Annotated in this window: 27 protein-coding genes; 10 read left to right on the top strand and 17 right to left on the bottom strand. The window is 68.9% G+C overall.

The annotated features are described in order from the left end of the window. Positions 1-8 precede the first annotated feature (8 nt). Entirely contained in the window at positions 9-596 is a 588-nt protein-coding gene (locus ACI7YT_RS07860) for a TetR/AcrR family transcriptional regulator (protein WP_406250011.1), read from the bottom strand. Positions 597-684: 88 nt separating this feature from the next. Between ACI7YT_RS07860 and lipB the strand changes: the two genes are divergently transcribed. Together lipB and lipA are read left to right on the top strand one after the other, a co-directional pair. Next, positions 685-1,323, top strand: a complete 639-nt coding sequence (gene lipB / locus ACI7YT_RS07855; protein ID WP_406250009.1) for a lipoyl(octanoyl) transferase LipB — start codon at positions 685-687, stop codon at positions 1,321-1,323. Then, positions 1,320-2,312 carry a lipoyl synthase gene (gene lipA, locus ACI7YT_RS07850; RefSeq protein WP_406250007.1) on the top strand — a complete coding sequence of 331 codons (993 nt, stop codon included), beginning with the start codon at positions 1,320-1,322 and terminating at the stop codon, positions 2,310-2,312. Before lipB ends, lipA begins: the two co-directional genes overlap by 4 nt. 12 nt (positions 2,313-2,324) lie before the next feature. Here lipA and ACI7YT_RS07845 read toward each other — a convergent pair whose 3' ends face one another. Together ACI7YT_RS07845 and ftsY are read right to left on the bottom strand one after the other, a co-directional pair. Continuing rightward, positions 2,325-2,825 (bottom strand): DUF2004 domain-containing protein, encoded by a 501-nt coding sequence (locus ACI7YT_RS07845; protein WP_406250006.1) that lies wholly within the window; start codon positions 2,823-2,825, stop codon positions 2,325-2,327. A 42-nt stretch (positions 2,826-2,867) separates the two neighbouring features. Next, positions 2,868-3,743, bottom strand: coding sequence for a signal recognition particle-docking protein FtsY (gene ftsY, locus ACI7YT_RS07840; protein ID WP_406250004.1), 876 nt, complete (start codon positions 3,741-3,743; stop codon positions 2,868-2,870). A gap of 33 nt (positions 3,744-3,776) precedes the next feature. Here ftsY and ACI7YT_RS07835 point away from each other — a divergent pair, with 33 nt between their 5' ends. Next, a complete protein-coding gene (locus tag ACI7YT_RS07835; protein WP_406250003.1) occupies positions 3,777-4,430 on the top strand; it encodes a hypothetical protein in 654 nt (217 codons plus the stop codon). A gap of 4 nt (positions 4,431-4,434) precedes the next feature. On the opposite strand, the gene smc is transcribed toward ACI7YT_RS07835, so the two are convergent. Continuing rightward, positions 4,435-8,013, bottom strand: coding sequence for a chromosome segregation protein SMC (gene smc, locus ACI7YT_RS07830; protein ID WP_406250001.1), 3,579 nt, complete (start codon positions 8,011-8,013; stop codon positions 4,435-4,437). Positions 8,014-8,561: 548 nt separating this feature from the next. On the opposite strand from smc, the gene ACI7YT_RS07825 reads away from it, so the two are divergent. The 5 genes from ACI7YT_RS07825 to ACI7YT_RS07805 all read left to right on the top strand — a co-directional run bounded on the left by ACI7YT_RS07825 (position 8,562) and on the right by ACI7YT_RS07805 (position 13,135). Continuing rightward, entirely contained in the window at positions 8,562-8,837 is a 276-nt protein-coding gene (locus tag ACI7YT_RS07825) for a hypothetical protein (protein ID WP_406249999.1), read from the top strand. Positions 8,838-8,851: 14 nt separating this feature from the next. Further along, positions 8,852-9,946, top strand: a complete 1,095-nt coding sequence (locus ACI7YT_RS07820; protein WP_406249997.1) for a GNAT family N-acetyltransferase — start codon at positions 8,852-8,854, stop codon at positions 9,944-9,946. Then, positions 9,943-11,019, top strand: a complete 1,077-nt coding sequence (locus tag ACI7YT_RS07815; RefSeq protein WP_406249996.1) for a GNAT family N-acetyltransferase — start codon at positions 9,943-9,945, stop codon at positions 11,017-11,019. The genes ACI7YT_RS07820 and ACI7YT_RS07815 overlap by 4 nt, the downstream gene beginning before the upstream one ends. A gap of 104 nt (positions 11,020-11,123) precedes the next feature. Continuing rightward, on the top strand, positions 11,124-11,819 hold the full coding sequence (locus tag ACI7YT_RS07810; protein WP_406249995.1) for an ABC transporter ATP-binding protein: 696 nt from the start codon (positions 11,124-11,126) through the stop codon (positions 11,817-11,819). Next, positions 11,816-13,135, top strand: coding sequence for a permease (locus ACI7YT_RS07805; protein WP_406249994.1), 1,320 nt, complete (start codon positions 11,816-11,818; stop codon positions 13,133-13,135). Before ACI7YT_RS07810 ends, ACI7YT_RS07805 begins: the two co-directional genes overlap by 4 nt. A 20-nt stretch (positions 13,136-13,155) precedes the next feature. Here the strand turns inward: ACI7YT_RS07805 and mutM are convergent, their stop codons facing one another. From mutM to ACI7YT_RS07775, 6 genes are all read right to left on the bottom strand, one after another. After that, entirely contained in the window at positions 13,156-14,028 is an 873-nt protein-coding gene (gene mutM, locus ACI7YT_RS07800; protein ID WP_406249993.1) for a bifunctional DNA-formamidopyrimidine glycosylase/DNA-(apurinic or apyrimidinic site) lyase, read from the bottom strand. Beyond that, positions 14,021-14,713, bottom strand: a complete 693-nt coding sequence (rnc, locus tag ACI7YT_RS07795) for a ribonuclease III (RefSeq protein ID WP_406249991.1) — start codon at positions 14,711-14,713, stop codon at positions 14,021-14,023. Before rnc ends, mutM begins: the two co-directional genes overlap by 8 nt. A gap of 17 nt (positions 14,714-14,730) precedes the next feature. After that, complete coding sequence (gene rpmF, locus ACI7YT_RS07790; RefSeq protein WP_042541694.1) at positions 14,731-14,940, bottom strand: 50S ribosomal protein L32; 210 nt, start codon at positions 14,938-14,940, stop codon at positions 14,731-14,733. Positions 14,941-14,942: 2 nt separating this feature from the next. Beyond that, on the bottom strand, positions 14,943-15,440 hold the full coding sequence (locus ACI7YT_RS07785; RefSeq protein ID WP_406250522.1) for a YceD family protein: 498 nt from the start codon (positions 15,438-15,440) through the stop codon (positions 14,943-14,945). A gap of 83 nt (positions 15,441-15,523) precedes the next feature. Continuing rightward, positions 15,524-16,021, bottom strand: coding sequence for a pantetheine-phosphate adenylyltransferase (coaD, locus tag ACI7YT_RS07780; protein WP_406249990.1), 498 nt, complete (start codon positions 16,019-16,021; stop codon positions 15,524-15,526). A 63-nt stretch (positions 16,022-16,084) separates the two neighbouring features. Then, the gene (locus ACI7YT_RS07775) at positions 16,085-18,256 is read right to left on the bottom strand and encodes an ATP-dependent DNA helicase RecG (RefSeq protein ID WP_406249989.1); all 2,172 of its coding nucleotides are present in this window, start codon (positions 18,254-18,256) and stop codon (positions 16,085-16,087) included. A 77-nt stretch (positions 18,257-18,333) separates the two neighbouring features. On the opposite strand from ACI7YT_RS07775, the gene rsmD reads away from it, so the two are divergent. Further along, on the top strand, positions 18,334-18,909 hold the full coding sequence (gene rsmD, locus ACI7YT_RS07770; protein WP_406249988.1) for a 16S rRNA (guanine(966)-N(2))-methyltransferase RsmD: 576 nt from the start codon (positions 18,334-18,336) through the stop codon (positions 18,907-18,909). On the opposite strand, the gene thiL is transcribed toward rsmD, so the two are convergent. Then, the gene (gene thiL, locus ACI7YT_RS07765; RefSeq protein WP_406249987.1) at positions 18,879-19,874 is read right to left on the bottom strand and encodes a thiamine-phosphate kinase; all 996 of its coding nucleotides are present in this window, start codon (positions 19,872-19,874) and stop codon (positions 18,879-18,881) included. The two genes, rsmD and thiL, sit on opposite strands and share 31 nt — an antisense overlap. 23 nt (positions 19,875-19,897) lie before the next feature. On the opposite strand from thiL, the gene ACI7YT_RS07760 reads away from it, so the two are divergent. After that, the gene (locus ACI7YT_RS07760; RefSeq protein ID WP_406249985.1) at positions 19,898-20,407 is read left to right on the top strand and encodes a DUF3515 family protein; all 510 of its coding nucleotides are present in this window, start codon (positions 19,898-19,900) and stop codon (positions 20,405-20,407) included. 14 nt (positions 20,408-20,421) lie between these two features. Here the strand turns inward: ACI7YT_RS07760 and ACI7YT_RS07755 are convergent, their stop codons facing one another. From ACI7YT_RS07755 to leuC, 6 genes are all read right to left on the bottom strand, one after another. Continuing rightward, complete coding sequence (locus ACI7YT_RS07755) at positions 20,422-21,510, bottom strand: D-alanine--D-alanine ligase family protein (RefSeq protein ID WP_406249984.1); 1,089 nt, start codon at positions 21,508-21,510, stop codon at positions 20,422-20,424. Further along, positions 21,416-22,552 carry an NAD(P)H-dependent glycerol-3-phosphate dehydrogenase gene (locus tag ACI7YT_RS07750; RefSeq protein WP_406249983.1) on the bottom strand — a complete coding sequence of 379 codons (1,137 nt, stop codon included), beginning with the start codon at positions 22,550-22,552 and terminating at the stop codon, positions 21,416-21,418. The genes ACI7YT_RS07755 and ACI7YT_RS07750 overlap by 95 nt, the downstream gene beginning before the upstream one ends. Further along, positions 22,542-23,297, bottom strand: a complete 756-nt coding sequence (locus ACI7YT_RS07745; protein WP_406249982.1) for a lysophospholipid acyltransferase family protein — start codon at positions 23,295-23,297, stop codon at positions 22,542-22,544. Before ACI7YT_RS07745 ends, ACI7YT_RS07750 begins: the two co-directional genes overlap by 11 nt. 5 nt (positions 23,298-23,302) lie before the next feature. Continuing rightward, a complete protein-coding gene (murA, locus tag ACI7YT_RS07740; protein ID WP_406249981.1) occupies positions 23,303-24,667 on the bottom strand; it encodes a UDP-N-acetylglucosamine 1-carboxyvinyltransferase in 1,365 nt (454 codons plus the stop codon). 74 nt (positions 24,668-24,741) lie between these two features. Then, positions 24,742-25,338 (bottom strand): 3-isopropylmalate dehydratase small subunit, encoded by a 597-nt coding sequence (gene leuD / locus ACI7YT_RS07735; protein WP_406249980.1) that lies wholly within the window; start codon positions 25,336-25,338, stop codon positions 24,742-24,744. Between the two features lie 2 nt (positions 25,339-25,340). Continuing rightward, the gene (gene leuC / locus ACI7YT_RS07730) at positions 25,341-26,798 is read right to left on the bottom strand and encodes a 3-isopropylmalate dehydratase large subunit (RefSeq protein WP_406249979.1); all 1,458 of its coding nucleotides are present in this window, start codon (positions 26,796-26,798) and stop codon (positions 25,341-25,343) included. Between the last annotated feature and the right edge of the window lie 92 nt (positions 26,799-26,890).

The following is a 26,890-nucleotide window of genomic DNA, read 5'->3' as shown; positions in this document are numbered from 1 at the left end:
TGCCGGGTTCAGATGGCCCAGGGCAGATCGTGGATCGTGCCGAGTGCTTCCAGCAGTACCGACTCCACGGACAGCTGTCCGGCCCCCTGCTCCGCCCACACCCGCAGCGAGGAGATCACGGCGGCCGCGTGCGCGGCGCCGAGGATGTCGGCGCGGATCACATCGATCCCCGATGCCCTCGCCGCCTCGGATATCGCCGCGGCCAGCTGCGCGAGGCGCAGCCCCGTCTCGCCGATGAGCTCGTCATCGAGCCCCATGGCTGCCGAATTGCGCAGTGCCAGCGCGAGCGGGTCCGGGGCGAAGTCGCGCACCACCAGGAGCAGGATGCTGCGCACGGCGTCGCCATCGGCATCTGGTCCGAGCGCTCGGAGCGCACTGATCGCCTGGTCGATGCGCTCATCGATCCCCGACCAGAGCACGTCGCTCTTCGACGAGAAGTAGTTGAAGAAGCTGGAGCGGCTGACGCCAGCGCGGCGGGTGATGTCGGCGATCGATGTCGCTTCGTACCCCTGCTCGAGGAACAGCTCGCAGGCAGCCTCGGCGAGAGTCTCGCGAGACGAGGCGCGGGGGCGCCCTGCACGGCTGTCGGTGGTCACCCCTTCACCGTATCGCGTGCCGTCTCGTCCCGATCGTCCGGAAGAGGCGTATTGTTGGACCGCATCCAACAACAGATGAAGGACGAGCATGCTCGATATCCAGATCGCCGGACTCGACCCCGAGTTCGTTCCCTATCTCGACGGCTGGGACCTGCAGCGGCGCATCCATGCCGATGTCGTGTCCGGAGCCGGCCCCGACACGCTCATCCTGCTCGAGCACGAGGCCGTGTACACGGCGGGCAAGCGCACCGAGCCGCAGGAGCGACCGCAGGACGGCACACCCGTGATCGACGTCGACCGCGGCGGCAAGATCACCTGGCACGGGCCGGGTCAGCTGGTCGGCTATCCGATCGTGCGCCTGCCGGAGCCGATGGATGTCGTCGCCCACGTGCGACGACTCGAGCGTCTGCTGATCGACGTGCTGCGCCCGCTCGGCGTCGACGGATACCAGGTCGAGGGCCGCAGCGGCGTCTGGGTGCGCCGCCCCCTCAGCGAGGACAAAGTGGCCGCCATCGGCGTGCGCGTCCAACAGGGCGTGACGATGCACGGTTTCGCGATCAACTGCGACAACACCCTCGCCGGATTCCGCGGCATCATCCCGTGCGGGATCACGGACGCCGGAGTCACGACGGTGAGCGAGGTGGTGGGACGCGACGTCTCCCCCGGCGACATCGTCGAGCAGGTCGCCGCCGCCTTCGCCGCCGAGTACGCGGGGGTGCCGGCATGAGCGCCGCAGCACCGGATGGACGCAAGCTGCTGCGTCTTGAGATCCGCAACGCCGAGACGCCGATCGAGCGCAAGCCCGAGTGGATCAAGACCAAGGCGAAGCTGGGGCCGGAGTACCAGGCGCTGCATGCGCTCGTGAAGGACGAGGGCCTGCACACCGTCTGCCAGGAGGCCGGCTGCCCCAACATCTTCGAGTGCTGGGAGGACAAGGAGGCGACGTTCCTGATCGGCGGCTCGCAGTGCACGCGTCGCTGCGACTTCTGCCAGATCGACACCGGCAAGCCGGACGCCTACGACACGGATGAGCCCCGCCGCGTCGCCGAGAGCGTGCGCCAGATGGGACTGCGCTACGCGACCGTCACGAGTGTGGCGCGCGACGATCTCCCGGACACGGGTGCATGGCTCAACGCGGAGACGGTGCGCAAGATCCACGAGCTGAACCCGAACACCGGCGTCGAGCTGCTCGCGAACGAGCACAACGCCGACCCGGCCTTCCTCGGCCAGATCTTCGACGCGCGCCCAGAGGTGTTCGCGCACAACGTCGAGACCGTCCCGCGGATCTTCAAGCGCATCCGTCCCGCCTTCAAATACGAGCGCTCGCTGAACGTGCTCACACAGGGTCGGGATGCCGGACTCATCACGAAGTCCAACCTGATCCTCGGCATGGGCGAGGAGCCGGAGGAGGTCGTCCAGGCGCTGCAGGATCTCCACGACGCCGGGTGCGACATCATCACGATCACGCAGTATCTGCGCCCCACACCGCGTCACCTGCCGGTGGCGCGCTGGGTGAAGCCGGCGGAGTTCGTCGAGTTCAAGGAGGAGGCCGAGCGGATCGGGTTCCTCGGCGTGCTCGCGGGTCCGCTCGTGCGCTCGTCGTACCGCGCCGGTCGGCTGTGGGCGCAGTCGATGGTGTCGAAGGGGCGCGAGATCCCGTCCCACCTCGCGCACATCGCGGAAAGCGCCGACCTGGGCTTCGCACAGGCGGTGTGATCCCGCTCAGCGCTAGTCCGCGCTCATCACCGATTGGACGGTGCCGTCGGACGCCAGGTTCACCAGCAGAACGTCGTCGGTGTCCTCGGCATCCAGCGCGTACTCGAGCACGGCGAACGGTTCGGAGCCGCCGTGCTCGTCCGCGAGAATCGTCATGCTCATCAGTTTGAGCGATCGGATGATGTCGACGGCGGCATCGCCCGAGACGTCGACCAGAACATCGACGAGCTCGTCTCCGTACGCCTCCTGCTGCTGGAGGATGTACTCGGTCACCTCACTGGTGCGATCGTCGACCTCGGCGAGCATGCCGCGGCGGGCTGTGGCGTCGACATCCTCCAGGCCGGAGATGAGCGCGGCGGCGATGTCGAGCGCGTCAGGCGATACATCGTCCTGGTCCGGCGCCGTGAGATCGACGGTCACGGACTGGTCGCCGAACTCGACCGTCTCCGACCAGAAGATCGATCCGTCCGGCCCTGAGGACAGGAGCCCGAAATAGTCGTGTTCGATCGCCATAACGCTATGAAACCAGTCCCCGCGCGCTCGCGGTAGTCCCGATCACTGGCCGACCAGCGCCTGCACGAACGCGTGCGGCGTGAAGCCCGTGAGATCATCGATGCCCTCGCCCTGACCGAGCAGTTTCACCGGGATGCCGGTGCGCTCCTGCACGGCGAGCACGAAGCCCGCCTTGGCCGAACCATCGAGCTTCGTGATCACGAGTCCGGTGACCCCGGCGTGCTGCAGGAACGACTCGGCCTGCATGACGCCGTTCTGCCCGGTGGTCGCGTCGAGCACGAGGAGAACCTCGCTGATCGGCGCCTGCTTCTCGACGACCCGGCGGATCTTGCCGAGCTCATCCATCAGCCCGCCCTTGGTGTGCAGGCGGCCTGCCGTGTCGATGATCGCGATCTCGACGCCCTGGCTCTTGGCGTACTCGACCGTCTGGAAAGCGACGGATGCCGGGTCCTGCCCCTCCTGCTGCGGCCGAACGATCGCGGCTCCGGCGCGCTGCGCCCAGGTGGCCAGCTGATCGACCGCGGCCGCGCGGAACGTGTCGGCCGCACCGACGACGACACTGCGCTCATAGCGACGGAGGAACTTGGTGAACTTGCCGATCGTGGTCGTCTTGCCGACGCCGTTCACCCCGACGACCAGCACGACGGCCGGACGTTCGGTGAGCTTGAGTGTCGTGTCGAACTTCGCGAAGTGCTCCTCGAGGGTTTCCCGCAGCATCCGCTGGAGGTCCTTCGGGTCGGTCGTGCGGTACTTCTCGACCTTGCCCTGCAGCTCCTCGACGACGCGTTCGGTGATGTCCGGGCCGAAGTCGGCGGTGATCAGGGCGGTCTCGAGGTCCTCCCACGTCGTCTCGTCGATCGTGGGTTTGACGAACATGCCGCGCAGTGCGCGACCGAGGGACCAGGACTTCTCCGCCATGCCTCCAGCCTACGGCCCCGATATCATCGCGGGATGCAGGCAGCGCTCAGTCGGCTCTACGTCCACGGAGGCGGTCGCCAGGGTGCGTCCGCGTGGCCGTCTCAAGCGGACGCGGGTGGCGAGTTCCTGACTTTCGGACCGAAGAGCGTCGCCGAGCAGGCGCATCTTCTCGCCGAGCGTCCTCAAGGCGCTCTCGTATTCGCCCACTCGATCGGCGCCGTGCCTGCGGCGCTCTCCGCACGCGCCATGCAGCCGAAAGGTCTCGTGCTCGTGGAGCCGGCGCTGTACGACATCGCCAGAGGACATCCCGCGATCGAACGGCACATCGGCATCGTGGCCGAGGCACGGACGCAGGCGGACGCCGGGAACCTGCGCGGGTTCTGGGCGATCCTGCGTCCCCTCATGTTCGGAGGGCCGTTCGACGCAGCGCGGTGGGATGACGAGCGTCCCGTCGCCGAACGCTGGGCCAGGACGAACCTGCCATGGGGACATGGAGTGCGTCAGGACATGCTCGACGGCATCCCGACCCTGGTGGTGACCGGCGGATGGAACGACGAGTACGAGGTGATCGCCGGCGTCCTCGCCGGCCGTGGCGCGCGGCACGTTGTGCTGCCGGGTGCCCAGCACAGGGCGCAGGACGTGGACGGGTTCGCGGGTGTCGTCGCCGAGTTCGAAAGAGGGCTGTAGCGGGTCAGCTCGCCGCTGCCGCGCGATCGCCGACGCGCTGGCCGACGACGGCTGACACGCCGTCCTGACGCATCGAGACGCCGTAGAGGGCGTCGGCGATCTCCATCGTGCGCTTCTGGTGGGTGATGACCAGCAGCTGCGAGCTCTCGCGCAACTGCTCGAACACGGTCAGCAGCCGGCCGAGGTTCGCGTCGTCGAGCGCCGCCTCGACCTCGTCGAGGATGTAGAAGGGGCTGGGGCGCGCCTTGAAGATCGCCACGAGCAACGCGACCGCTGCCAGCGACCGCTCGCCGCCGGACAGCAGCGACAGCCGCTCGATCTTCTTTCCGACGGGCCGCACGGCGACCTCGATCCCGGTGGTCAGCATGTTCTCCGGGTCGGTGAGCGAGATGCTCCCCGTCCCACCGGGGAACAGCAGGGGGAAGACCTCGGTGAACGCCTGCCTGGTGTCCTCGAACGCGCTCGCGAAGATCGTCTGCATCCGCTCGTCGAGGTCCGCGATGATCGTGAGCAGGTCCTGCCGCGTCCTGGTCAGATCGGCGAGCTGTTCGGTGAGGAACGCGTGCCGCTGTTCGAGCGCGGCGAACTCCTCCAGCGCGAGCGGGTTGACCCGGCCGAGCTGACCGAGCTTGCGCTCCGCCTCTCGCAGCCGCCGCTCCTGCACGCGCCGGTCGTACGGCACGCCGCTCACGTCGCCGGCGGCGTCCTCCGCATCAGCGGTATCCTCAGCGTCGTCCAGGGGCGGGCCCGGCGCAGCGAGCTCGGCAGGGTCCCGCGGAACCAACTGATCCGGCCCATATTCCGCAACGAGAATATCTTCGTCCAGAGCGAGCTCGCTGGAGACCCGGTCGAGCAGGCTGGACAGGTGCAGTTTCTTCTCGTGGATCTGCAGCTCGAGGCCGTGCACGCTCTCCGTGAGACCTGCGAGCCGGTCGCGCAGGGTGTTCTCCTGGGCCCGCAACGCGGTGAGCTCCTCGTTCTGCGCAGACCGCGCCGCCTCGGCTTCCGCGAGGGCCAGCCGCGCCTCGGCCACAGAACGATCCAGGGAGTCGAGGATCCGTGGCAGTTCGGCGGCGACGCCCGAGGCGGCTTCGCGCTGGGCCCGCCGGATCACCGCGCGGCGCGCCGCTTCGGCGGCTGCATCGCGCTCCTGCTCGCGCTGACGCTCGAGCGAACCGACACGAGCCTGCGCGGCGCGCACGCGCTCACGCAGAGTCTCGATCTCGAGGCGCGCCCGCACCTCGCCCTCGCGCGCCGCTTCGAGCGCCTCGAGCAGGCCATCGCGCGCTGAGGCGTCCAGTACCGGTCGCGGTGCGGATTCGGCGGACTCAACCTCGGCCTTGGCCGCAGCGGCGTTCTTCTCGGCATCCGCGACGGCGGCTTGCGCCTGCACCAGCCCCGACTCGAGGCGCTCGCATTCGGCGACCGCGGACTCGTGCTGCACGGTGACGCGGTTCACCTGCTCCGCATAAGTCGCCAGTGCCGCATCGTGCTCACGCAGCGCACGCAGCGCTTCCTTGGCGTGGCGTCGGGCGCTCTCGACCCGCTCGGTCGCATCCTCGCGCGCATCGCGCAACGAGTCGACGATCACGCGGACCTCGTCCAGCCGTTCGGCCGCAGCGTCCCGTTCGGCAGTGAGCTCCAGCCGCGATCGCTCGGCCCCGGAGCCTGCGCGCAGCGTCTGTGCCGTGAGCACCTCGCCGGCGGAGGTCACGATGGTCGTCATGGTGTCGGCCATCGCATCCAGCGTCGCACGCGCTGCCTTCGCCGCGGTCAGGTCGTCGGCGATGAGCACGTGCGAGAGGATGCCGAGAACCCCGTCGGGAGCCGTGACGACCTCGCTGGCCGCCGTGACCCCGTCGATGGCGCTGGTGGCCGTCGTCGGCCGTGCCGCCGCGGCGATCACGAAGTCCACCACCCCGCGATCGGCGTCCTCGACCAGCCCGATCGCATCGTCGAGAGTGTCGACGAGCACTCCTTCGGCGAGCGGCCCGAGCACCGCCGCGATCGCGGCCTCGAAGCCCGCCCGCACCTGCACGGCGTCGCCGACGAGCCCGCGGACGCCGGTCCCGCCCATCTTCACGATCTCGGCGGCGCCGCCCGAGAGCGACAGCGCGCTCGTGAGTGCAGAGGTCTTGGCGGTGAGCGAATCGACCTCGCGCTCGGCTGCGTGCAGTCGCTCCCGCAACCCGTCGCGCTCCGTCTCCGCCGCGGTGGCAGCGGCCTGTGCCGCCTCGTACTCCGCAGCGTGCTCGGCCGCTGTGCCCTCCGGCGCCTCCGCGTCCTCGATCGCCTCCAGCGCCTCGGCCGCCTCGCGTCGGCGCGTGTGGGCAGCCTCCAGTGCATTCTCCTGACGCAGTACGGCACCGCGGACAGCGGCCAGAGCGGATGCCGCGGCCTCCGCGTTTCCTCGGAGAGACGTCAGACGCATGTCGTATTCGGAGACCAGCGCGCTCTGCTCGGCGATGTCGACGTCAAGGGTGTCCAGCTCTGCGCGGGCCTGCATCACCTCGCGACTCGCGGCCGCTGCGGCATCCTGCGCATCGCCGAGCCCTTCGGAGATCCGGGTGATCTCGTCCTTGGCCTCGTCGATCGTCGCCTGGGTGACCGTCACCGACGCCACGGCTGCGTCGTCGTCCTCGGATCCGAGCAGAGCCAGACGCTGATTCGCGAGCGTGTACAGGCCGCGCATGCGCTCCTGCACCTGCTCGAGACCGAAGGCCACGCCACGCGCCGCATCGACCGCCGCGGAATTCTGGTCGGCCTCGAGTCGCGCGATCTCCGCCCTGACCTGGTCGGCCTGGTCGGTCAGCACGAGTCTCTCGGTGTGCCGCTCCTGCTCGGTACGGGTGTGATCGGCCAGCGCGGTCCGCAGCGCGACCACGTCGTCCGCGAAGATGCGCGCTTTCGCGTCGCGGACCACAGCGGCGATCGTCTGCGCCTCGCGTGCGATCTCGGCCTGGCGCCCGAGCGGCTTCAGCTGCCGACGGATCTCACCCGCCAGATCGCTCAGCCGCGTGAGGTTGGTCTCCATGGCGTCGAGCTTCCGGAGAGTCTTCTCCTTGCGCCGCCGGTGCTTGAGGATTCCTGCGGCCTCCTCGATGAATCCTCGGCGGTCCTCGGGTGACGCCTGCAGCACGGTGTCCAGGCGTCCCTGCCCGACGATCACGTGCATCTCCCGACCCAGACCCGAGTCGCTCAGCAGCTCCTGCACGTCCAGCAGACGGCAGCTGGAGCCGTTGATCGCGTACTCGCTCGAGCCGTTGCGGAACAGCGTGCGACTGATCGTCACCTCGGCGTACTCGATCGGAAGCGCGCCATCGCTGTTGTCGATGGTCAGCTGCACCTCGGCTCGGCCGAGTGGGCCGCGCGTCGATGTGCCGGCGAAGATGACGTCCTCCATCTTGCCGCCGCGCAGGGTCTTGGCGCCCTGCTCTCCCATCACCCACGCGAGCGCGTCGACGACGTTCGACTTACCGGATCCGTTGGGGCCGACGATGCAGGTGACTCCCGGTTCGAACACGAACGTGGTCGGCTGCGCGAACGACTTGAAGCCCTTGAGCGTCAGGCTCTTCAGATGCATGCGGGCACCGCTCGTCCGGGGAGAATCACGGCGGCTACGCTACCGGAATTCCGCGGCAGAACCGGCATCCCACACGGCGGGACGATGGATCCGCACCGACGCGACACGCCGTCTTCCTGGGAGAATGCTTGACGCACCGCGGATGGTTCGCTAGCGTGACAGACCGGAACGCCACTCGGAAGGAGGTTACCGATCATGATTCAGCTCATCGCACAGGCCACAGGCCTCGATACGCGCGCCTTTGCGGCGCCGCGTCCAGCGCATTCGGTAACCGCATCCTTCGGCCTCCGCAGCGCGCTCTCGTAGAACCGCAACCTGAGAAATCCGGCCCTCAGTGGGCCCTTCTCCGCCGCATTCTGCGCGCCACGTCCCTCTGACCTCCGCGTCACGGCCGTTCACTCTCCCCCGCCGTATCCCGGCTTCTGCTCTCCGCAGTCGTCCGTCGGGTCGGCTTCCCCCGCCCACCGTGCGACGCCGGATCGTCTCGGCGACCCGGCGTCGCATACGGGCATCTTCCATCACCACCACAACCATCACTGGAGTTCGAAGTGACCATCGCACAGCTGCACCGCAGCACCGCACACCCGCCCTGTCCCCAGGATCGCGAGATCCTGGAGATTCCCGTCCCGGTCGACCGCACGGAGCTCGCTCTGGCCGACCGCCTGTCCCTGCGGATCGGCCTCTGGCTGCTCCTGCGGACCCAGCGCCGTCGGCCGGTGCCGGCCGAGGTGGACGTGCCGTCGTTCTTCCCCGGCGCGCCGCACCTGACACAGCGCGAAGCGCTCACCATGCTCGCTTTCGATCTGCAGCACCAGCTGCGCTGACCGGAGGAGAAGACATGAGCATTCCGCTCACCGACACCGCGATGCTGCACCCGCTCGTGCTTCCGGCACGAGCGGGCGCAGCCCCCACCCCGCTGGTGCGCGCGTACGCGGACGTCCGCAATGCGGCGCTCCTCGAGAGCACCGGCAGGGATGACGATGCACTCGAGGCCGAGGCCCTGCTCCCGCTGCTCTACAGCACGCCCGACCGCACACGCCGCCAGTGGTACGTCGCCTCAGGCGATCGGATGCTCGGGTGCGCCGCTCTCGACATCTCGCAGGACGGCGACCAGGACACGGCGCTCGTCATCGTCGCCATACTCCGCGAAGCCGCCGGCCGCGGCCTCGGCCGCGCCGTGTACGAGCATGTCGAGTCCGTCGCTCGTGACGCCGGTGTGCGCAAGCTGCTGCACTGGGCCGAGCATCATGACGATGGTTCGCGTGCCGAACCACTGGCGTCGCCGACCGGTTTCGGCTCTGTGCCGGCTGATCGCTCGGCGCGCTTCCTCGCCCGCAGCGGTTTCCGTCTGGAACAGGTCGAGCGCGCCAGCGAGTTCCTCTGGACCGACGGTGCGGTCGACCGCGTCACGGCGCTGCGAGACGAGGCCGCCCGTCACGCGCACGAGTATCGCGTGGTGCGCTGGATGCTGCCCACGCCCGCCGAGTACGTCGACGGCTACGCATGGATGAAGTCCCGTATGTCCACTGATGTGCCCGAGGGCGACCTGGACATGCCGGAAGAGACCTGGGATGCCGACCGCGTCGTCCGACAGGACGAACGCATCGCCCAGAAGGGCTGGTCGATGCAGGTCACGGCGGCGCAGCACGTCCGCACCGGCGAACTCTGCGCCTTCAACGAACTGGCGATGAGCTCGGATCCGAGCGCCACCACCCACCAGTACGACACCCTGGTGCTGTCCGCGCACCGCGGGCATCGCCTGGGCATGCTCGTGAAGACCGCCGGCCTTCTCGCCTGGCACGAGCAGTACCCGGCATCCGCTCGGGTCGTCACGTACAACGCGGAAGAGAATCGTCCGATGCTCTCGATCAACGAGGACATCGGCTTCACCGGCTTCGCCTACGAGGGCGCCTGGAAGAAGGACCTCACATGAACGAAACCCTCCCGCTGGAAGAACTCGTCCTCCCGGCGGCTGTGGACGCTCGCGATGCTGCGGATTTCCTCGCCGTCGTCGCCCTGAACAACGCGGTCTGCGCCGACGACGCAGGCACGGACGACCTGTCGCAGACCCCTGCGGAACTGTTGGCCGGTCTGCGCGACACCGCTGATCAGATCCAGCGCATCTTCATCGTCCGCGATGCGGGCGCGATCGTCGGCTGCGTGATCGTCGGCCACGCCACCGCCGAGCCGACCAGCACGCAGTTCGATCTGATGGTGCTGCCGCAGAACTGGGGTCGCGGCATCGAAGATGCTCTGCTCGCCCGCGCCGAGGAGGAGACGAGGGCGCTCGGCCGCAAGGTCATGCAGACCTGGACTCTCCACCCGGGGCGGACCGACGGTCCGACGATCACGCCCACAACGGGATGGGGCGTCGTAGCGGACACTCCGCTCGCGCGGCTGCTCGCGAGCGCGGGCTTCGCCCTCGAGCAGGTCGAGCGCAACAGCGCCTTCGATCTGCAGGCTCCGATGGACGCTGTGCGTGCAGGGTTCGAGCAGTCGAGCATCGCCGCCGGTGAGGACTATCGGCTCGTCGAGTGGACCATCCCCACTCCGCCGGAGCTGCAGGAGGGATACGCCTGGGCCCTCTCGCGCATGTCGACGGACGTCCCAGCCGGCGCCCTGGAAGTCGACGAGGAGACCTGGGATGCTGCGCGCGTCGAGCGCCGTGAAGCACGCCTGCTCGAGGGCGGCCAGACGATGTCGGTCGTCGCGGCCCAGCACGTGACCACCGGCCGCCTCGCCGCCTTCAACGAGCTCGTGATCGGTGCCGACCGCACCGAGGTGACGCACCAGTTCTGCACGCTCGTGCTGCACGAGCACCGCGGCCATCGGCTCGGGATGCTCGTCAAGTGCGCCAATCTGCTGCGTTGGCACGCCGTCGCCCCCGAGTCACCACGGGTGTCGACGTTCAACGCCGAGGAGAACCGGCCGATGCTCGCGATCAACGAGGCGCTCGGTTTCGTGTCGGTCTCGCATGCGGGCGCCTGGCAGAAGAAGCTCGACTGACCGCACTCCCCGTCCGTGCGGATCATCCTTCCGGATGACCCGCACGGACGGAACTGCATCGCGGGGCCGATGTGCCGGACGCAGCGTGCGACGAAGCTGAAGACATGAATGCTTCCGTCCTCACCGCCAACGCACTGCAGAAGACCTTCGGCACCACGCGCGCCCTCGCCGGCGTTGATCTCGTGGTCACCCGAGGCGAATCCGTGGCGATCATGGGCGCGTCCGGCTCCGGCAAGACGACGCTCCTGCACGTTCTCGCCGGCATCACGGCACCGGATGCCGGTCGCGTCACGTTCACTCCGGCATCCGGAGCAGCCCTGGAGGTGACGGCCCTCGGAGAATCCGAGCGCTCCCGTCTCCGACGCGAGTCGTTCGGTTTCGTCTTCCAGCAGGGACTGCTCATCCCGGAGCTGACGGCGATAGAGAACGTGTCCCTCGCGCTGATGATCAACGGCACCCCTCGGCGGGCGGCCGAGGAGCATGCGGCCGGCTGGCTCGCATCGCTCGGCCTCGCCGGAATGGAGCAGCGCCGCATCGGCGAGCTGTCCGGAGGACAGGCGCAGCGCGTCGCGATCGCACGCGCCCAGGTGACCGGCGCCGAGATCGTGTTCGCCGACGAGCCGACGGGTGCTCTCGATTCGCGCACCTCCTCCGAGGTGATGGATGCGCTGCTGTGGTCGACCACAGGACAGGGACGGACCCTCGTCGTCGTGACCCACGACTCCTCGGTCGCCCAGCGCTGCTCCCGGATCGTGCACGTGCGCGACGGCCGCATCGTCCAGACGGAGGTCGCGGCATGAACCTGCGCGTCCTCGCTCTGCTGCTGCGCCCGGCGCCCGGGGCCGGCGCCGTCGTCGTGCTGCCGATCGTCGCCTTCGGCATCGTGACAGCACTCGTGCTCACGGTCACCGGCGGCGCGCAGACCTTCTGGACGTGGACCGATCCGGAGGGTGTCGTCTACCAGGGTCTGGCGGCGATCGCCCTCGTCCTGCTCGTCGTCCCGCTCGCCGGTCTCGGCGGCGCGGCCGCGCGTCTGTCGGCCCGTCGCCGCGACGAACGCCTCTCCACACTGCGTCTGCTCGGCGTTTCTCCGGCCGGCGTCATCGTGGCGACCGTCGTCGAATCCGTCGCGGTCGCCGCAGTCGGCGCTGTCGCCGGTGTCCTCGGATACCTGGCGCTGTCACCCGCGATCGGGCTCATCCCGTTCCGTGGCCAGCCACTGGGCTGGGCCGGCGTCCTGCTGCCCGTCGGAATCATCGCCCTCGTCGTGCTCGGTGTGCTCCTGCTGGCAGCCGTCAGCGCGGTCATCGGTCTGCGTCGTGTCGTCATCTCGCCGCTCGGCGTGCGGATGCGCACGGATGTGCCCAAGGCGCACTGGATGCGCGCTGTCGGCGGCGTGCTCGTCGTCGCGGCGGCCTTCGTCGCGATGCAGATCTTCCCCGGGATCGGCGGGATCCTCGTGACGATCCTGGTCGTGGCCGCGCTGTTCGCCGTCGGTCTCGCCGTGCTGAACCTCATCGGCCCGTGGGCTGTCGCGGTCCAGGCAAGACGTCAGCTGCGCCGCGCTGAGCGCCCCGACCAGCTGCTGTCCGCCCGCCTCGTGCTCGAATCGCCCAAGGCGGCGTGGCGCCAGATCAGTGGCGTCACGATGGCGAGCTTCATGGCCGTGTTCGCGGGCAGCGGCGTCGCGGTGATGGACGTCATGAGCGCGTCGTCGAATCCGGCGGATCTCGCGCTGATCGTCGACATCCGCACCGGACTCATCATCACGCTCATCGGCTCCTTCCTGATGGTCGCGGCATCCGTCGGGGTCAACCAGGCCGCGGAGATCCTGGACCAGCGCGAGCTGCACCGGAGTCTGCACCGACTCGGGATGCCGCTGCAGACGCTCGACAGCGCTCGGCGTCGCGCGGTGATGTCCCCGCTGCTGCTGACGACGATCGGCGCCGCACTGTGCGCAGCCGTGCTGATCTTCCCGCTGCTCGGCATCGCGCTGATCACGGCACCCGTCTCGGTGGCGACGATCGCAGCCGTGATCGCCACGGGCATCGCTCTGGTGTGGGCCTCGACGCGCGTGACGCGCCCGATCCTGGCGCGCAGCTTCGTCGAGGCGTGAGATCCGCGCTGCCTGCGGTGTCAGGCCGCCGTTCGCCGGCGCTGACACCGCGGGCAGTAGTGACTCGAGCGGTTCATGAAGGCATCGCGCCGGATCTCCCCGCCGCACCGCGGGCACGGCTGTCCGCCGCGGCCGTACGCGTTGAGCGAGTGGGCGAAGTACCCCGCCTGCCCGTTGACGTTCACGTACTGCGCGTCGAAACTCGTACCGCCCTCGGCGAGAGCCTTCTCGAGCACCAGGCGCACCTCGCCGAGCAGCCGGCGCACGGCCTGCGCCGAGAGCGCACGTCCGTGGGTCTCGGGGTGGATGCGAGCAGCCCACAGCGACTCGTCGGCGTAGATGTTGCCGATGCCGCTGATCAGCGTCTGGTCCAGCAGGATGCGCTTGATGGCGCTCGAGCGCCGACGCACGGAGGCGACGAACACAGCATCATCGAACGCCGGATCCAGCGCATCGCGGGCGATATGACGGACCTGACTCGGAACGAGATCGTCGCCATCGGGCACGAGGGCGTCGACCGCGAGCGAACCGAACGTCCGCTGATCCGCGAAGACGACGGCGAGCTCTCCGTGCTGCGGGTGACGGATGCCGAGCCTGATGCGCTCGTGCCGCTCGGCAGGGGCATCGGGAGCGCGCAGCAGCATCTGTCCGCTCATGCCGAGATGCGCGGTCAGGGCGCGGCCCGCGCCGACCAACGGCATCCAGAGGAATTTGCCGCGGCGTTCGGCACCGGCGATCGTCGCGCCTTCGAGGAGCCCTGCGAAATCGGCTGCACCGGCCGGATGCCGCGTGAGCGCCCGCTCGTCGAGAACCGCGACGCTGGAGACCCGCGCGCCGATGACGGCCGGTGCGAGACCGGCGCGGACCACCTCGACCTCGGGGAGCTCAGGCACGGTCGCTGAGGACCCGCCACGCGGTGAGCGCGGCGGCCATCTCGGCGGTCTTCTTGCTCGTCCCGTCGCCGGTGGTCGTCACGTCGCCGACGACGACCGTCGCAGTGAAGCGGCGATCGTGATCGGGGCCGTCCGACTGCACCGAGTACAGCGGCGGCGGCGAGCCGACACGGGCCGCGAGCTCCTGCAGGCTCGTCTTGGGATCCATCGCGGCGCCGTAGCGCTCCGGGTCCGCCAGCAGCGGCTCGATGAGCCGCAGCACGAGATCGGTCGCGGCATCCGGCCCGGCGGACAGGTACGTGGCGCCGATGACGGCCTCCGTCGTGTCCGCGAGAATCGAGTCCTTGTCCCGACCGCCGGTCTGCTCCTCGCCTCGGCCGAGCAGGATGAACTCTCCCAGCCCGATGCCTCTGGCGACCTCGGCCAATGCGACCGTCGAGACGACGCTCGCACGCCGTTTGGCCAGCTGGCCCTCGTCCAGGCTCGGATGCGTGGTGAACAGCATCACCGTGACCGCCTGGCCGAGCACCGAGTCGCCCAGGAACTCCAGACGCTCGTTGTGCGGGATGCCGCCGTGCTCGTACGCGTATGAGCGGTGGGTCAGCGCCAATGCCAGAAGCTCAGGGTCGATATCGACCCTGAGCTTGGCGGTGAGAGGCGCTGTCCCACCGGGGACATCCGTCACGATCGTGAGACCGTGATTCAGACGTCTGCGACCTTGCGGCCCTTGTACTCGAGGAACAGCTCGGTGCCCTGCGAGTCGGTGACGACCTTCGCCTGGTGCGGACGGCTGTAGACGGTCTTGCCGTTCTCAACGGTCTTGACGAGCGCGATGGGCGCCGCCTTCCACTGCGCGCGACGCGAGCGGGTGTTGGAACGGGAAACCTTGCGCTTCGGGGGGTTACCGGCCATGGCTAACTCTCTTCTGTGTTCTCGGGCGCGCGGGTATCTTCCGCACTCCCCTGGTCTGCGATCTGTTGGAGCGCACTCCATCGAGGATCGATGGGAGCGGCAGTCTCTGCCCCGGTGCTCGTGGCCAGTCGTTCACCCGTGATCGGGTCAAGACCCGGGCAATCCGGCTGACACACCGGCTGAAATGGAAGCGACAGAACCGCCGCATCCCTGACCAGAGTTTCAAGATCCACGTGGTCGTCTTGAACCTCGAAGTCAGTTTCTTCCTCACCAGGATACGCGAAAAGCTCCTGGAACTCGACTTCGACAGGCGCAGAGATCTCTGTGAGGCATCGGCCGCACACTCCCTCGTACGTTCCGTCGGCCGTTCCGGACACCAGGATGCCCTCATGAACGGACTCCAGGCGCACGTCCAGGTCGAGGTCGGAGCCGGCCGGGAACGAGACGATCCCCTCGCCCCACTGTTCGCGAAGAGGCACCGTGAAGGCATGCTCGCGCATCTCGCCCGGGTGCCGCACGATGTCGCGTGCGGGCAGCACGAAGGGTCCGTTCAGTCGGGATTTCACTCTTCGAGTCTACCGGCTCAGATGCCGCGCGCTCCGGTGTCGAGGAACTGGGCGACCGCCCGCGGCACGAACGGCGATACATCGCCGCCGAGTCCTGCCACCTGGCGCACCAACGAGCTCGATACGAGAGCATGCGAAGGATCGGGCAGGAGGAAGACCGTCTCGATATCCGCCAGGTGCCGGTTCACGATCGCCATCGGAGTCTCGTAGGCGACATCGATCTGCGATCGGATGCCTTTGACGAGAACACCAGCGCCGACGTCACGCGCGTAGTCCACGAGCAGTCCCATGCTCCACGCCCCGACCACGATGTCACCGGACATGCCGTCGTCGGCGATGGACTGCTCCAGCAGGCTCAGCCGTTGGGCGATCGGAAGCATCGCCTCCTTGCCCGGGTTGTGCACCACGAGCACGTGGAGTTCGTCGTACAGCTTCGCCGCGCGACGGATGACATCGAGATGGCCCAGGGTCGGCGGGTCGAAAGAACCCGGGACGACAGCGATCCGGCTGCTCACTTCGGCTCACTCCGTTCGCTCAGTACGGCGCATACTGCCAGCCTAGGGCACCGTGAGACGGGGTCAGTTCTTCGCGAGGGCGGCTCGATCCTCTGCGCTGACGCGTCTCGCGATCGCCGCATGCAGGCCCGGATGCCTGTCCAGCAGCGGGTCGGCATCCAGGATGTCCTCGGCGAGCTGGCGCGCCCGCGCGATCAGCGCCGTGTCCTTGACCACGCGCAAGAGCTTGAGCGACGAACGCACGCCCGACTGCGTCGAACCGAGCACATCGCCCTCTCCGCGCAGCTCGAGATCGACCTCGGCGAGAGCGAAGCCGTCCAGCGTCGCCGCGACCGCCTCGACCCTGTCCCGCGCGAGCGTGCCCTCCTCGGCCTCGGTCACCAGCAGGCACAGACCGGGGACACCACCGCGGCCGACGCGTCCGCGGAGCTGATGAAGCTGGGAGACGCCGAAGCGGTCGGCATCGAGGATGATCATGGTCGACGCGTTGGGCACATCGACGCCGACCTCGATCACGGTCGTCGCGATCAGCACGTCGATCTCACCGCGGGCGAACGCCTGCATCACGGCATCCTTCTCGTCCGCCGGCATCCGCCCGTGCAGGACCGCACGGCGAAGCCCAGAGATCTTCGGATGCGTGGCGAGGGCCTCGTCCAGTTGGACGACGCCCCAGCGGGGGCCCGCCGCGCCCTCGGGCGCGAGCGGCTGGTCCCCGACCTCTGCGGTCTTGGCCGCGGTGTCGATCGCCGCGCAGACGACGAAGACCTGACGGCCCTGCGCGACCTCCTCCGCGGCGCGCTCGAAGACCCTGGCGAACCACCCTGGATGCTCGGCGAGGGGCGCGACGAAGGTCTCGATGCCGGCGCGTCCTGCGGGCATCGTGCGGATGATCGAGGTGTCGAGATCGCCGAAGACCGTCATCGCGACGGTGCGCGGAATCGGGGTCGCCGTCAGCACCAGCGCGTGGGGGCTCGATCCCTTCGCCCGCAGCGCCTCGCGCTGCTCGACGCCGAACCGATGCTGCTCGTCGACGACGACGAGACCGAGATCGGCGAACGTCGTCTTCTCCCCCAGCAGCGCGTGCGTGCCGACCACGATCAGCGCCTGCCCGCTGGCGACCCGGAGCGCCGCCTTGCGTCGTGCCGGCGCGGACATCTGACCCGTGAGCAGCGTCGGCATGACGAGCGGGGCGAGATCTGGCCCCAACATCTTGGTGATCGAGCGCAGATGCTGCCCCGCGAGCACCTCGGTCGGCGCGATCAACGCGGACTGCCCGCCGGACTCGGCGACCTGCAGCATGGCGCGCAGAGCCACGAGCGTCTTGCCCGAGCCCACTTCGCCCTGCACGAGACGGTTCATCGGCCAGTCGCCGATCAGATCCCTCGCGACCTGATCGCCGACGGTCTGCTGATCCGCGGTGAGCTCGTACGGAAGGGACGCGTCGAACCGCTCCAGCAGGCCGCCCGGCTCGGCCGGCCTGCGAGTGGCGCTGAGCATCCGCACGAACGCGCGCTGCTGCAGCAGCGCCGTCTGCAGCACGATGGCCTCGTGCATGCGCAGGGTCCGCACGGCCGGATCGATGTCGTTCCGTGTCTCGGGCCTGTGCACCTGCACCAGTGCGGTGCGCGCGTCGAGAAGCCCTTCCGCCGTCCGCACGTCCGCGGGCAGCGGGTCGGGGACATCGGTGAGCTCCGGGAGCACGCGCTCCATGTGCTTCTGCAGCGTCATGCTCGCCACGGTGGCCGTCGCCGGATAGATCGGGATGGGCCTGGTCGAACGGATGTCCGCGCGCTTGCGAGCCTCGAGCTCGTCGTCGAACAGCTCGTAGTCGGGATGCGCGAGCTGCATGCTCTCCCGGTAGAAGCCGACCTTGCCGGAGAAGATCCCCCGACGCCCCGGCTCCAGCTGTCCTTTGCGCCAGTCCGCCTGCTGCTTGTTCTTCGCGAAGAACGTCAGATTGACCTGACCGACGCCGTCGCTGATGGTCACCTCGACCATCGCGCCCGACCGGTTGCGCATGACGCGCACACTGGATGTGAGGATCTGCGCGACGATCGTGACCATTTCACCGGGCGGCAGATCGACGATCGGCGTGAGCTCACCCGGGTCGGCGTATCGCCGGGGGTAGTGCGACACGAGGTCACCGACTGTCTCCATGCCGAACGCGCGCTCCAGCGGCTTCGCCGCCTTGTCGCCGAGCGCCAGAGTCAGCGGCGCGTCGAGACTCAAGGACATGGCATCGAGTCTAGGAGGGGCCGGGGACGCCCGCTTCACGCCGCAGCCGTGCGGCGGCGGTGTCATAGGGTGAACGGGTGACCAGGATCATCGCGGGCGAGGCCGGCGGCATGCGACTCACCGTCCCTGCGAGCGGCACACGGCCCACCAGCGATCGTGTGCGCGAGTCGCTGTTCGGCGCCCTCGAATCCGCCGATGCGATCGACGGCGCCCGCGTCCTCGACCTCTACGCCGGCTCCGGCGCACTCGGACTCGAAGCGCTCAGCCGCGGTGCGGCAACCGTCGATCTCGTCGAGCTCTCCAAGGGCGCAGCCGGCGTCATCCGCCGCAACGCGCAGGCGGTCTCGCGTGTGGCAGGGCGACCGGCGCAGGTGCACCATCTCGGCGTGCACGCCTATCTCCTGCGCGCCACCGGTCCGTTCGATCTCGTGTTCTCCGACCCGCCGTACGACATCGACGACGCCGCGATGACCGCCGATCTCGTCGCGCTCGCCCCGCTGCTCTCCGCGGATGCGCTCGTCATCGTCGAACGCGCCAGACGCTCCGCACCGCCTGCTCTGGACGCCGCCGGCCTGGAGGAGTTCCGTACCAAGACCTATGGCGACACCACACTGTGGTGGGCTCAGCCCGCTGCCGAGTCCCAGTCGCGGTAGGGGTCCCATCCGGCGACGTCCACCGGCGCTCCGTCGCACAGCAGACCGACGTCGCCGCGCTCGCGCACGACGCCGATCACCCGGAACCCCGGCGCCAGCCGATCCGGCGGGAACGTCGCGAGCAGGGCGTGGTCCTCTCCGCCCGCCAGCGCGCGAACCGGATCGGGACCGAGCTGGTCGCTGCGCAGGTCCAGCGTGACTGCCGAGGCATCCGCCATGCGCCCGGCATCCAGAGCGAGACCGTCCGAGACATCCATCATCGCCGTCGCTCCGGTCATCGCCGCCACCGGACCGAGCCCGATCGGCGGCCGGGGTCGCAGCTGCGCCGCGACGGCATCCGTCTCCCCCGCCGCAAGCCGCGAACGGTCGACGGGGATCGGGGTGTCGCCGTCGCGGAAGCGACCGAACAGCACCGCGAGCCCGTGCGCCGCGTGGCCGAGTTCACCGGCCACGGCGACCGCATCGCCCGGTCGCGCACCTGCGCGCGTGACCGCGGCGTGCCCCTCGAGGTCTCCGAGGGCCGTCACGGCGATCGTGAGCACGTCGGAGGTGGTGAGGTCCCCTCCGACGACGGCACAGCCGGGAGAGAGCGCCTCGCACGCCGCGCGGAACCCGTCGGCGAGCCGCTCGACGAACGACAGCCGCATGTCGCGCGGCACCGCCAGCGCCACCAGCAGCGCGGTCGGACGCGCGCCCATCGCCGCGACATCCGCGAGGTTGACGGCGGCGGCCTTCCAACCGAGGTCGTAGCCGCTCGACCACGCGAGGCGGAAGTCGGGGCCGTGCACGAGCGTGTCGGTGGTGACGACGACCGAACCGCTCGGAGCCGCGATCACCGCCGCGTCGTCTCCGGGGCCGAGGATCGTGTGACTCGCGGGTGGCGTCCGGGCGAGGATCGCCCGCAGGATCTGCCCCTCGGAGAGCTCGGACAGGCGGGGATCATCGTCGACGGAACGGGAGGGCATGCTGTCAAAGGTAGCCTGGAAGCATGCGTTCCCGTCTCGCCTTCGCCGCTGTTCTGCTCCTCGGAACGGGCCTCCTCGGCGGATGCGCGACCACCGTTCATCTGGAGCCGGCAGCGGACGCGAACAACCCGCTCTGCGCAGACGTCATCGTCAGCCTGCAGAACATCAACACGCTCGCGGGTCAGGACCGGCGCTGGACGGATGCTCAGGCGACCGCCGCGTGGGGCGCCGAGGACTCGGCGATCCTGCTGACCTGCGGCCTGGATGAGCCGGCGCCGACCGCCGAGCTGCAGTGCGTGACGCTGGAAGGCGTCGACTGGCTCGTCGACGCCTCCGAGACTCCGTACGTGCGACTGACGACTTACGGGCGCGAGCCGGCCGTGCAGATGTACATCGACACCGGAGCGGTCAGCTCGAACGACGTGATCAGCAACCGCGGTATCGTCGGCGCTGTCACCTCGATCCCGGCGGACGGCAAGTGCACGTCACCGGACGAGCTGCCGGAGGACTACGACCCGGAGGCCGGGAACTGACGCTCCCGGGCTCCTCAGCCGCGCAGACCGGCTTCGACCAGCTCCGTGATCAGATCCGTGTAACTGAGCCCTGAGGCGATCCAGCACTTCGGGAACATCGAGATCGGCGTGAACCCCGGCATGGTGTTCAGCTCGTTCACGACGAGCTCGCCCTCTGGCGTCACGAAGAAGTCCACGCGGGCGAGGCCCTTGCCGTCCACGGCCTCGAAGGCCCGCACGGCCGTCTCCTTCAACTGCGCGATCAGATCGTCGTCGACGTCCGCAGGACAGACGATCTCGACGCCGTCGCCCCCGAGGTACTTGCCCTCGAAGTCGTAGAAGCTGCGCGAGGTGAGCACGACCTCGCCGGGCAGCGACGCCCTGGCACGGGCGCCCTGCCTCCCGGCCAGAACGCCGACCTCGATCTCGCGGCCCTCGACACGGGACTCGACGAGAACCTTGTCGTCTTCGGCGAACGCGATGCTCAGCGCGGCGTCGAGCCCTTCGCCGTCGTCGACGCGGGAGACGCCGACGCTCGATCCGGCGCTGGCGGGCTTGACGAAGACCACGGGGCCCAGCGCGCCGACCTGCGCGCGAACCGCGTCAGGGTCGGCCGTCCACTGCGCGCTGCGGACGGTGATACCGGGGGAAACGGGGATGCCGGCGGCGGTGAGGGCCAGCTTGGTGAAGTGCTTGTCGAGGCAGATCGCGGAATCGAGGATGCCGCAGCCCGCGTAGGGCACGTCGATCACGTCGAAGAAGCCCTGAATGGCGCCGTCCTCGCCGTGCAGACCGTGAAGCAGCGGCAGCACCACATCGATCTCGCCCAGATCGGCGACGGAGCCGTCGGCGTGCACGACCCGCAGCGTGCGGTCGCCGTCGGGCTCCGGCCACCGCATCCGCGTGCCGTTGTCGACGACTTCGGGAAGCTTCTCGGCATCCAGAGCGAACTTGTCCGGATCGTCGGTCTCGAGGACGAAAGCGCCTTCGCGCGTGATCCCCACCGGGATCACGTCGTAGTCGTCGCGATCAATCGCGCGCAGCACCCCGCCCGCCGTCGCGGAGCTGATCGAGTGCTCGCTGGAACGCCCGCCGAAGAGCACCACCACCGTCTGCTTTGCCATGATTGGTCCTCTCCCCCTGCGGGGTGTCGTCGTCGGTCGTCAGGTGCGGCGCGATGTCGCGCGGATTCATGGTGCCGTCCAGCACCATCTTCACCTGCTGCACGATGGGCATCTCCACGTCCGCCTCGTGCGCGAGCTGAAGGATGGGCGCCACGGATGCCAGACCCTCGGCGGTCTGCTGCATCTGCGCGACCACGTCCTGGAACCCGTATCCCTGCCCCAGCAGTCGTCCGGCGGTGTTGTTGCGGCTCAGCGGCGACTGGCACGTCGCGATCAGGTCACCGAGACCGGCGAGACCCTGCAGCGTCTCGGGCTGCGCGCCGTAGGCGACGGCGAAGTCCGTCATCTCCACGAGCCCACGGGTGATGATCGAGGCCTTCGTGTTCTCGCCGTATCCCACGCCGTCCACGATGCCGATAGCGACCGCGATGAGGTTCTTCAGCACTCCACCGAACTCCGTGCCGATCACGTCGGTGTTCACGAATGTGCGGAAGTAGCTGTTGCGCGCCGCGCGTGCGACGATCTCGGCCGTCTCCTGACTGGTCGAGGAGATCACCGCTGCCGTCGGCTGCTCGCGGGCGATCTCGAGGGCCAGGTTGGGCCCGGATGCCACGGCGATGCGCGCCGGGTCGCACTCGAGCTCGTGCTCGATGACCTGGCTCATCCGCTGCCCGGTGCCGCGCTCGACGCCCTTCATCAGGCTGACGATCGGAGCGGAACTCGATTCGATCAGCGGCCGCAGCGTCTTCAGGTTCTCGCGCAGCGTCTGGCTCGGCACCGAGAGGTAGATCTGGTCTGCGCCATCGAGCGCCTTGGCCAGATCGTGCGTGGCGTCGATCGTGCGAGGAAGGTTGATGCCGGGGAGGTAGCGCGAGTTGCGCTTGGCCTCGGCGATCTCATGCGCCAACTCCGGTCGGCGGGCCCACATCGTGACCCTGGCGCCGCCGTCGGCGAGGATCTTCCCGAACGTCGTGCCCCAGCTTCCGGCGCCGACGACCACGACCTGAGGGCCCGTGGCGGCGGGTGTTCGTCTAGGAGTCAAGGCGACCGGTCTCCTTCTGGCCGTGATCCGCCGGGTTCCAGCGCTCGGACGGAGCCTTCTCGTGCCTGACCTGCTCGAGCAGCGCGGTGATCGCATCCATGAGTCGCGTCGTGGCTTCGTTCAGCGCCGCGGTATCACCGGATCGTCCCGTCAGGTCCGAGAGATCGATCGGGTCGCCGATGATGATCTGCACCGGCTTGCGCGGCGGCCACAGCTTCAGGCCCTTCTGGTAGCGCCCCATGATCTCCTGGGTGCCCCACTGCGCCATCGGTATGAGCGGGATGTCCCCCGCCAGCGCCAGGCGCACGGCCCCGGACTTGCCGCGCATCGGCCACAGATCAGGGTCGCGCGTCAGAGTGCCTTCGGGGTACACGATGACCCCTCGCCCGTGCTCGACGAGATCCTTCGCCTGCGCCATGGTCTGCTTGGCGGCGGATCCGGACGCCACCCTGGCGACCGGGATCATGCCTGTCGCCCGCAGGGCGGCGCCGACCACCGGCACCCGGAACAGGCTCTCCTTCGCCATGAAGCGCGGGGCACGACCGATCCGCCACACCGCGACCGCGACGATCAGCGGATCGAACTCCGAGTAGTGATTGGGGGCGAGCACGAACGCGCCGTCCCGCGGCAGCTTCTCCTTGCCGATCACCGTCATCTTCGTCAGATAGGAGACGAAGGGCAGGACGATGGCCGCGAGCAGCCACCACAGGCTCGGGCGGGACTTCTCGGGTGACCGGGAGCCCATGGCGCTCACCGGACGACGTCGAAGTCGGCGCCGAGAGCGTCGAGCTTGTCCAGGAACTTCTCGTATCCGCGGCTGAGGATGTCGACGCCCGAGACCTGGGACTGGCCCTGGGCGGTGAGCGCCGCGATCACGTGGCTGTACCCGCCGCGCAGGTCGGGCACGACGATGTCGGCACCGTGCAGCGGGGTCGGCCCCGTGATGACGGCGGCCTGCTCGAGCTCACGGCGCGGCACACGACGCGGTCCGTTCTGCAGTCCGTGCGGGTGCACGACGATGTCGGCACCCATCTTGACCAGAGCCTGGGTGAAGCCGAACCGGTTCTCGTAGACCGTCTCGTGGACGATCGAGCGGCCCTCGGCCTGCGTGAGCGCGACGATGAGCGGCTGCTGCCAGTCGGTCATGAAGCCGGGGTGCACGTCGGTCTCGACGATCACGGGCTGCAGGTCTCCGCCACGGCGGAACAGGATGCCGTCCTCCTGGATGTCGAACCAGCCGCCGGCTTTGCGGAAGACGTTGAGGAACGTCAGCATCTCCTGCTGCTTCGCCCCTCCGACGAAGATCTCGCCGTCGGTGGCCAGCGCTGCGGATGCCCAGGACGCGGCCTCGTTGCGATCGAAGATCGAGCGGTGGTCGTAGCCTCGGAGCGTGTCGACGCCCTCGATGAGGATGACGCGGTTCGGCTCGTAGGAGATGATCGCGCCCATCTTCTGCAGCACGGCGATCAGGTCCATGATCTCCGGCTCGATGGCCGCGTTGCGCAGCTCGGTCGTGCCCTCGGCGCGTACCGCTGTCAGCAGCACCTGCTCGGTCGCGCCGACGCTGGGGTACGGCAGGTGGATGCTCGCGCCGTGGAGGCGCTGCGGTGCCGACAGGCGGATGCCGCTGGGGAGCTTCTCGACGACGGCGCCGAACTTGCGGAGCGCATCGAGGTGGAAATCGATCGGACGGTCGCCGATGCGGCATCCTCCGAGGTCGGGGATGAATGCCTGACCGAGACGGTGCAGCAGCGGTCCGCAGAACAGGATCGGAATCCGCGAGGCACCCGCGTGCGCGTCGATCTCCTCCATGTGGGCCGACTCGACGCCACTGGGGTCGAAGATGAGCGAGCCGGGCTCGTCGCCCTCCTCCACGCGGACGCCGTGGACCTCGAGCAGTGAGCGCACCACGGCGACGTCGCTGAGATCGGGCACATCGCGCAGGGTGCTGGCGGTCTCGCCGAGGAGCGTCGCGACCATCGCCTTCGTGGCGAGGTTCTTCGCGCCCTTCACATCGACGCGGCCCCGGAGCGGGTGTCCTCCGCGGATGGCGATGACATCTCCGCTCAGAGCGGGAAGGCCGTCCTGGAGTACGTCGCGCAGGGGTGTCGTCATTCGGGGCCTCACTTCATTTCCACGGATCACGGCACGTGCCGTTGGGGCGGATGCCCCGGGCTCACGGTCCGCGCTCAGAGAACGGGGAGGGTCCGTGGCCGCCACGATTCGCGACGGGCCTCGAACTGCGCGATCTTGTCTTCGTTGCGCAGCGTGAGCCCGATGTCATCGAGCCCTTCGAGGAGCCGCCATCTAGTGTAATCGTCCACGCCGATCGTGGCCTGGAACTCACCGATAGTGGCTGTGCGCGCCTCGAGATCGACCGTGATGCTGCGGCCGGGATCCTCGTCGATCAGGGCCCAGATCGTCTCCAGGTCCTCTTCCGAGATGGTCGCGGCGAGCAGGCCCTGCTTGCCGGAGTTGCCGCGGAAGATGTCGGCGAATCGCGGGCTGAGGACCACGGCGAAGCCGAAGTCGCGCAGCGCCCAGACGGCATGTTCACGGCTGGACCCCGTGCCGAAATCCGAACCCGCGACAAGGACGGATGCCCCCTGGAACGCGTCCTGGTTGAGCACGAACTCCGGGTCCTGCCGCCAGGCGTGGAAGAGCGCGTCGTCGAAGCCGGTCTTGGTGACCCGCTTGAGGAAGACCGCGGGGATGATCTGGTCGGTGTCGACGTTCGATCGCTTCAGCGGGGCTGCGATGCCGGTGTGGGTGGTGAACTTCTCCATGGTCAGGCTCCGATCAGCTCGTCGGCGGGCGCGAGATCGCTCGGACTGGACAGTGTGCCGCGCACGGCAGTGGCCGCGGCGACGAGCGGCGACACCAGGTGGGTGCGCCCGCCTTTGCCCTGTCGTCCCTCGAAGTTGCGGTTGGATGTCGAGGCGCAGCGCTCCCCCGGGGCCAGCTGATCCGGGTTCATCCCCAGGCACATCGAGCAGCCGGCGAAGCGCCACTCGGCGCCGAAGTCGATGAAGACCTTGTCGAGGCCTTCGGCCTCGGCCTCGAGACGCACACGTGCGGAGCCGGGGACGACCATCACTCGGACGCCCTCGGCCTTCTTGCGTCCCTTCACGATCGACGCGAACGCGCGCAGGTCCTCGATGCGGCTGTTGGTGCAGGAGCCCATGAACACGGCATCCACCGGCACCTCCTTCAGCGGAGTGCCAGGGGTGAGCGCCATGTACTCCAGCGCACGCTCTGCGGCGGCGCGCTCGTTCGGGTCGGCGATCGCGGCCGGATCCGGTACGGATGCCGAGAGCGAACTGCCCTGCCCTGGGTTGGTCCCCCAGGTGACGAACGGCTCGAGCTCGTTCGCGTCGATGAACACCTCGGCGTCGAAGGCGGCGCCCTCGTCGGTGGGGAGCGTCCGCCAGTAGGCGACGGCATCGTCCCAGTCCTGGCCCTGGGGCGCGTGCGGCTTGTCCTTGACGTACGCGAAGGTCGTCTCATCCGGCGCGACCATTCCGGCGCGGGCGCCGGCCTCGATCGACATGTTGCAGATCGTCATGCGCCCCTCCATGGAGAGGGCGCGGATCGCGCTGCCGCGGAACTCCAGGACGTAACCCTGACCGCCGCCGGTGCCGATCTTCGCGATCACGGCGAGGATGATGTCCTTGGCGCTCACGCCCGGCTTCAACTCGCCATCGACCGTGATGGCCATGGTCTTGAAGGGCTTGAGCGGCAGCGTCTGGGTCGCCATGACGTGCTCGACCTCGCTGGTGCCGATGCCGAACGCCATCGCGCCGAACGCGCCGTGCGTCGAGGTGTGCGAGTCGCCGCAGACGACCGTGATGCCCGGCATCGTGAGGCCGAGCTGCGGCCCGACCACGTGCACGATGCCCTGCTCGGCGTCGCCGAGCGAGTGGATGCGGACGCCGAACTCCTCGGCGTTGCGGCGCAGCGTCTCGATCTGCGTGCGGCTGGTGAGGTCGGCGATCGGCTTGTCGATGTCGAGCGTCGGGGTGTTGTGATCCTCGGTCGCGATCGTCAGGTCGAGCCGGCGCAGCGGCCGCCCTTCGGTGCGCAGACCGTCGAAGGCCTGCGGGCTGGTGACCTCGTGGACGAGGTGCAGGTCGATGTAGATGAGATCGGGTTCGCCGTTCTCGCCCTTGACGACGAGGTGGTCATCCCAGACCTTCTCGGCGAGCGTGCGCGGGCGGGCGGGAATGTCTGATGCGTCGATGGTCATGCGTCTTTCGTCTCCGGGATTCGCAGGGCGGCCCACGCTGGACACCGCGACGAGAAAGGCCTTAGAACGAGGTCTCGTCGCGGCTGCTAAGA

The sequence above is a fragment of the Microbacterium sp. M genome, from assembly GCF_045181065.1.
In the GTDB taxonomy this organism is placed as follows: Bacteria; Actinomycetota; Actinomycetes; order Actinomycetales; family Microbacteriaceae; genus Microbacterium.
Note: the sequence above shows the minus strand (reverse complement) of the source record. Positions and strands in the feature narration are given on the sequence as shown.

Bases quoted from the DNA above. Each gene is read 5' to 3' on its own strand.
- lipB (WP_406250009.1), top strand. From the start codon at position 685: ATGCTCGATATCCAGATCGCCGGACTCGACCCCGAGTTCGTTCCCTAT.
- lipA (WP_406250007.1), top strand. From the start codon at position 1,320: ATGAGCGCCGCAGCACCGGATGGACGCAAGCTGCTGCGTCTTGAGATC.
- ACI7YT_RS07845 (WP_406250006.1), bottom strand. From the start codon at position 2,825: ATGGCGATCGAACACGACTATTTCGGGCTCCTGTCCTCAGGGCCGGAC.
- ftsY (WP_406250004.1), bottom strand. From the start codon at position 3,743: ATGGCGGAGAAGTCCTGGTCCCTCGGTCGCGCACTGCGCGGCATGTTC.
- ACI7YT_RS07835 (WP_406250003.1), top strand. From the start codon at position 3,777: ATGCAGGCAGCGCTCAGTCGGCTCTACGTCCACGGAGGCGGTCGCCAG.
- smc (WP_406250001.1), bottom strand. From the start codon at position 8,013: ATGCATCTGAAGAGCCTGACGCTCAAGGGCTTCAAGTCGTTCGCGCAG.
- ACI7YT_RS07820 (WP_406249997.1), top strand. From the start codon at position 8,852: ATGAGCATTCCGCTCACCGACACCGCGATGCTGCACCCGCTCGTGCTT.
- ACI7YT_RS07815 (WP_406249996.1), top strand. From the start codon at position 9,943: ATGAACGAAACCCTCCCGCTGGAAGAACTCGTCCTCCCGGCGGCTGTG.
- ACI7YT_RS07810 (WP_406249995.1), top strand. From the start codon at position 11,124: ATGAATGCTTCCGTCCTCACCGCCAACGCACTGCAGAAGACCTTCGGC.
- ACI7YT_RS07805 (WP_406249994.1), top strand. From the start codon at position 11,816: ATGAACCTGCGCGTCCTCGCTCTGCTGCTGCGCCCGGCGCCCGGGGCC.
- rpmF (WP_042541694.1), bottom strand. From the start codon at position 14,940: ATGGCCGGTAACCCCCCGAAGCGCAAGGTTTCCCGTTCCAACACCCGC.
- ACI7YT_RS07785 (WP_406250522.1), bottom strand. From the start codon at position 15,440: ATGCGCGAGCATGCCTTCACGGTGCCTCTTCGCGAACAGTGGGGCGAG.
- ACI7YT_RS07775 (WP_406249989.1), bottom strand. From the start codon at position 18,256: ATGTCCTTGAGTCTCGACGCGCCGCTGACTCTGGCGCTCGGCGACAAG.
- thiL (WP_406249987.1), bottom strand. From the start codon at position 19,874: ATGCCCTCCCGTTCCGTCGACGATGATCCCCGCCTGTCCGAGCTCTCC.
- ACI7YT_RS07760 (WP_406249985.1), top strand. From the start codon at position 19,898: ATGCGTTCCCGTCTCGCCTTCGCCGCTGTTCTGCTCCTCGGAACGGGC.
- ACI7YT_RS07755 (WP_406249984.1), bottom strand. From the start codon at position 21,510: ATGGCAAAGCAGACGGTGGTGGTGCTCTTCGGCGGGCGTTCCAGCGAG.
- ACI7YT_RS07745 (WP_406249982.1), bottom strand. From the start codon at position 23,297: ATGGGCTCCCGGTCACCCGAGAAGTCCCGCCCGAGCCTGTGGTGGCTG.
- murA (WP_406249981.1), bottom strand. From the start codon at position 24,667: ATGACGACACCCCTGCGCGACGTACTCCAGGACGGCCTTCCCGCTCTG.
- leuD (WP_406249980.1), bottom strand. From the start codon at position 25,338: ATGGAGAAGTTCACCACCCACACCGGCATCGCAGCCCCGCTGAAGCGA.
- leuC (WP_406249979.1), bottom strand. From the start codon at position 26,798: ATGACCATCGACGCATCAGACATTCCCGCCCGCCCGCGCACGCTCGCC.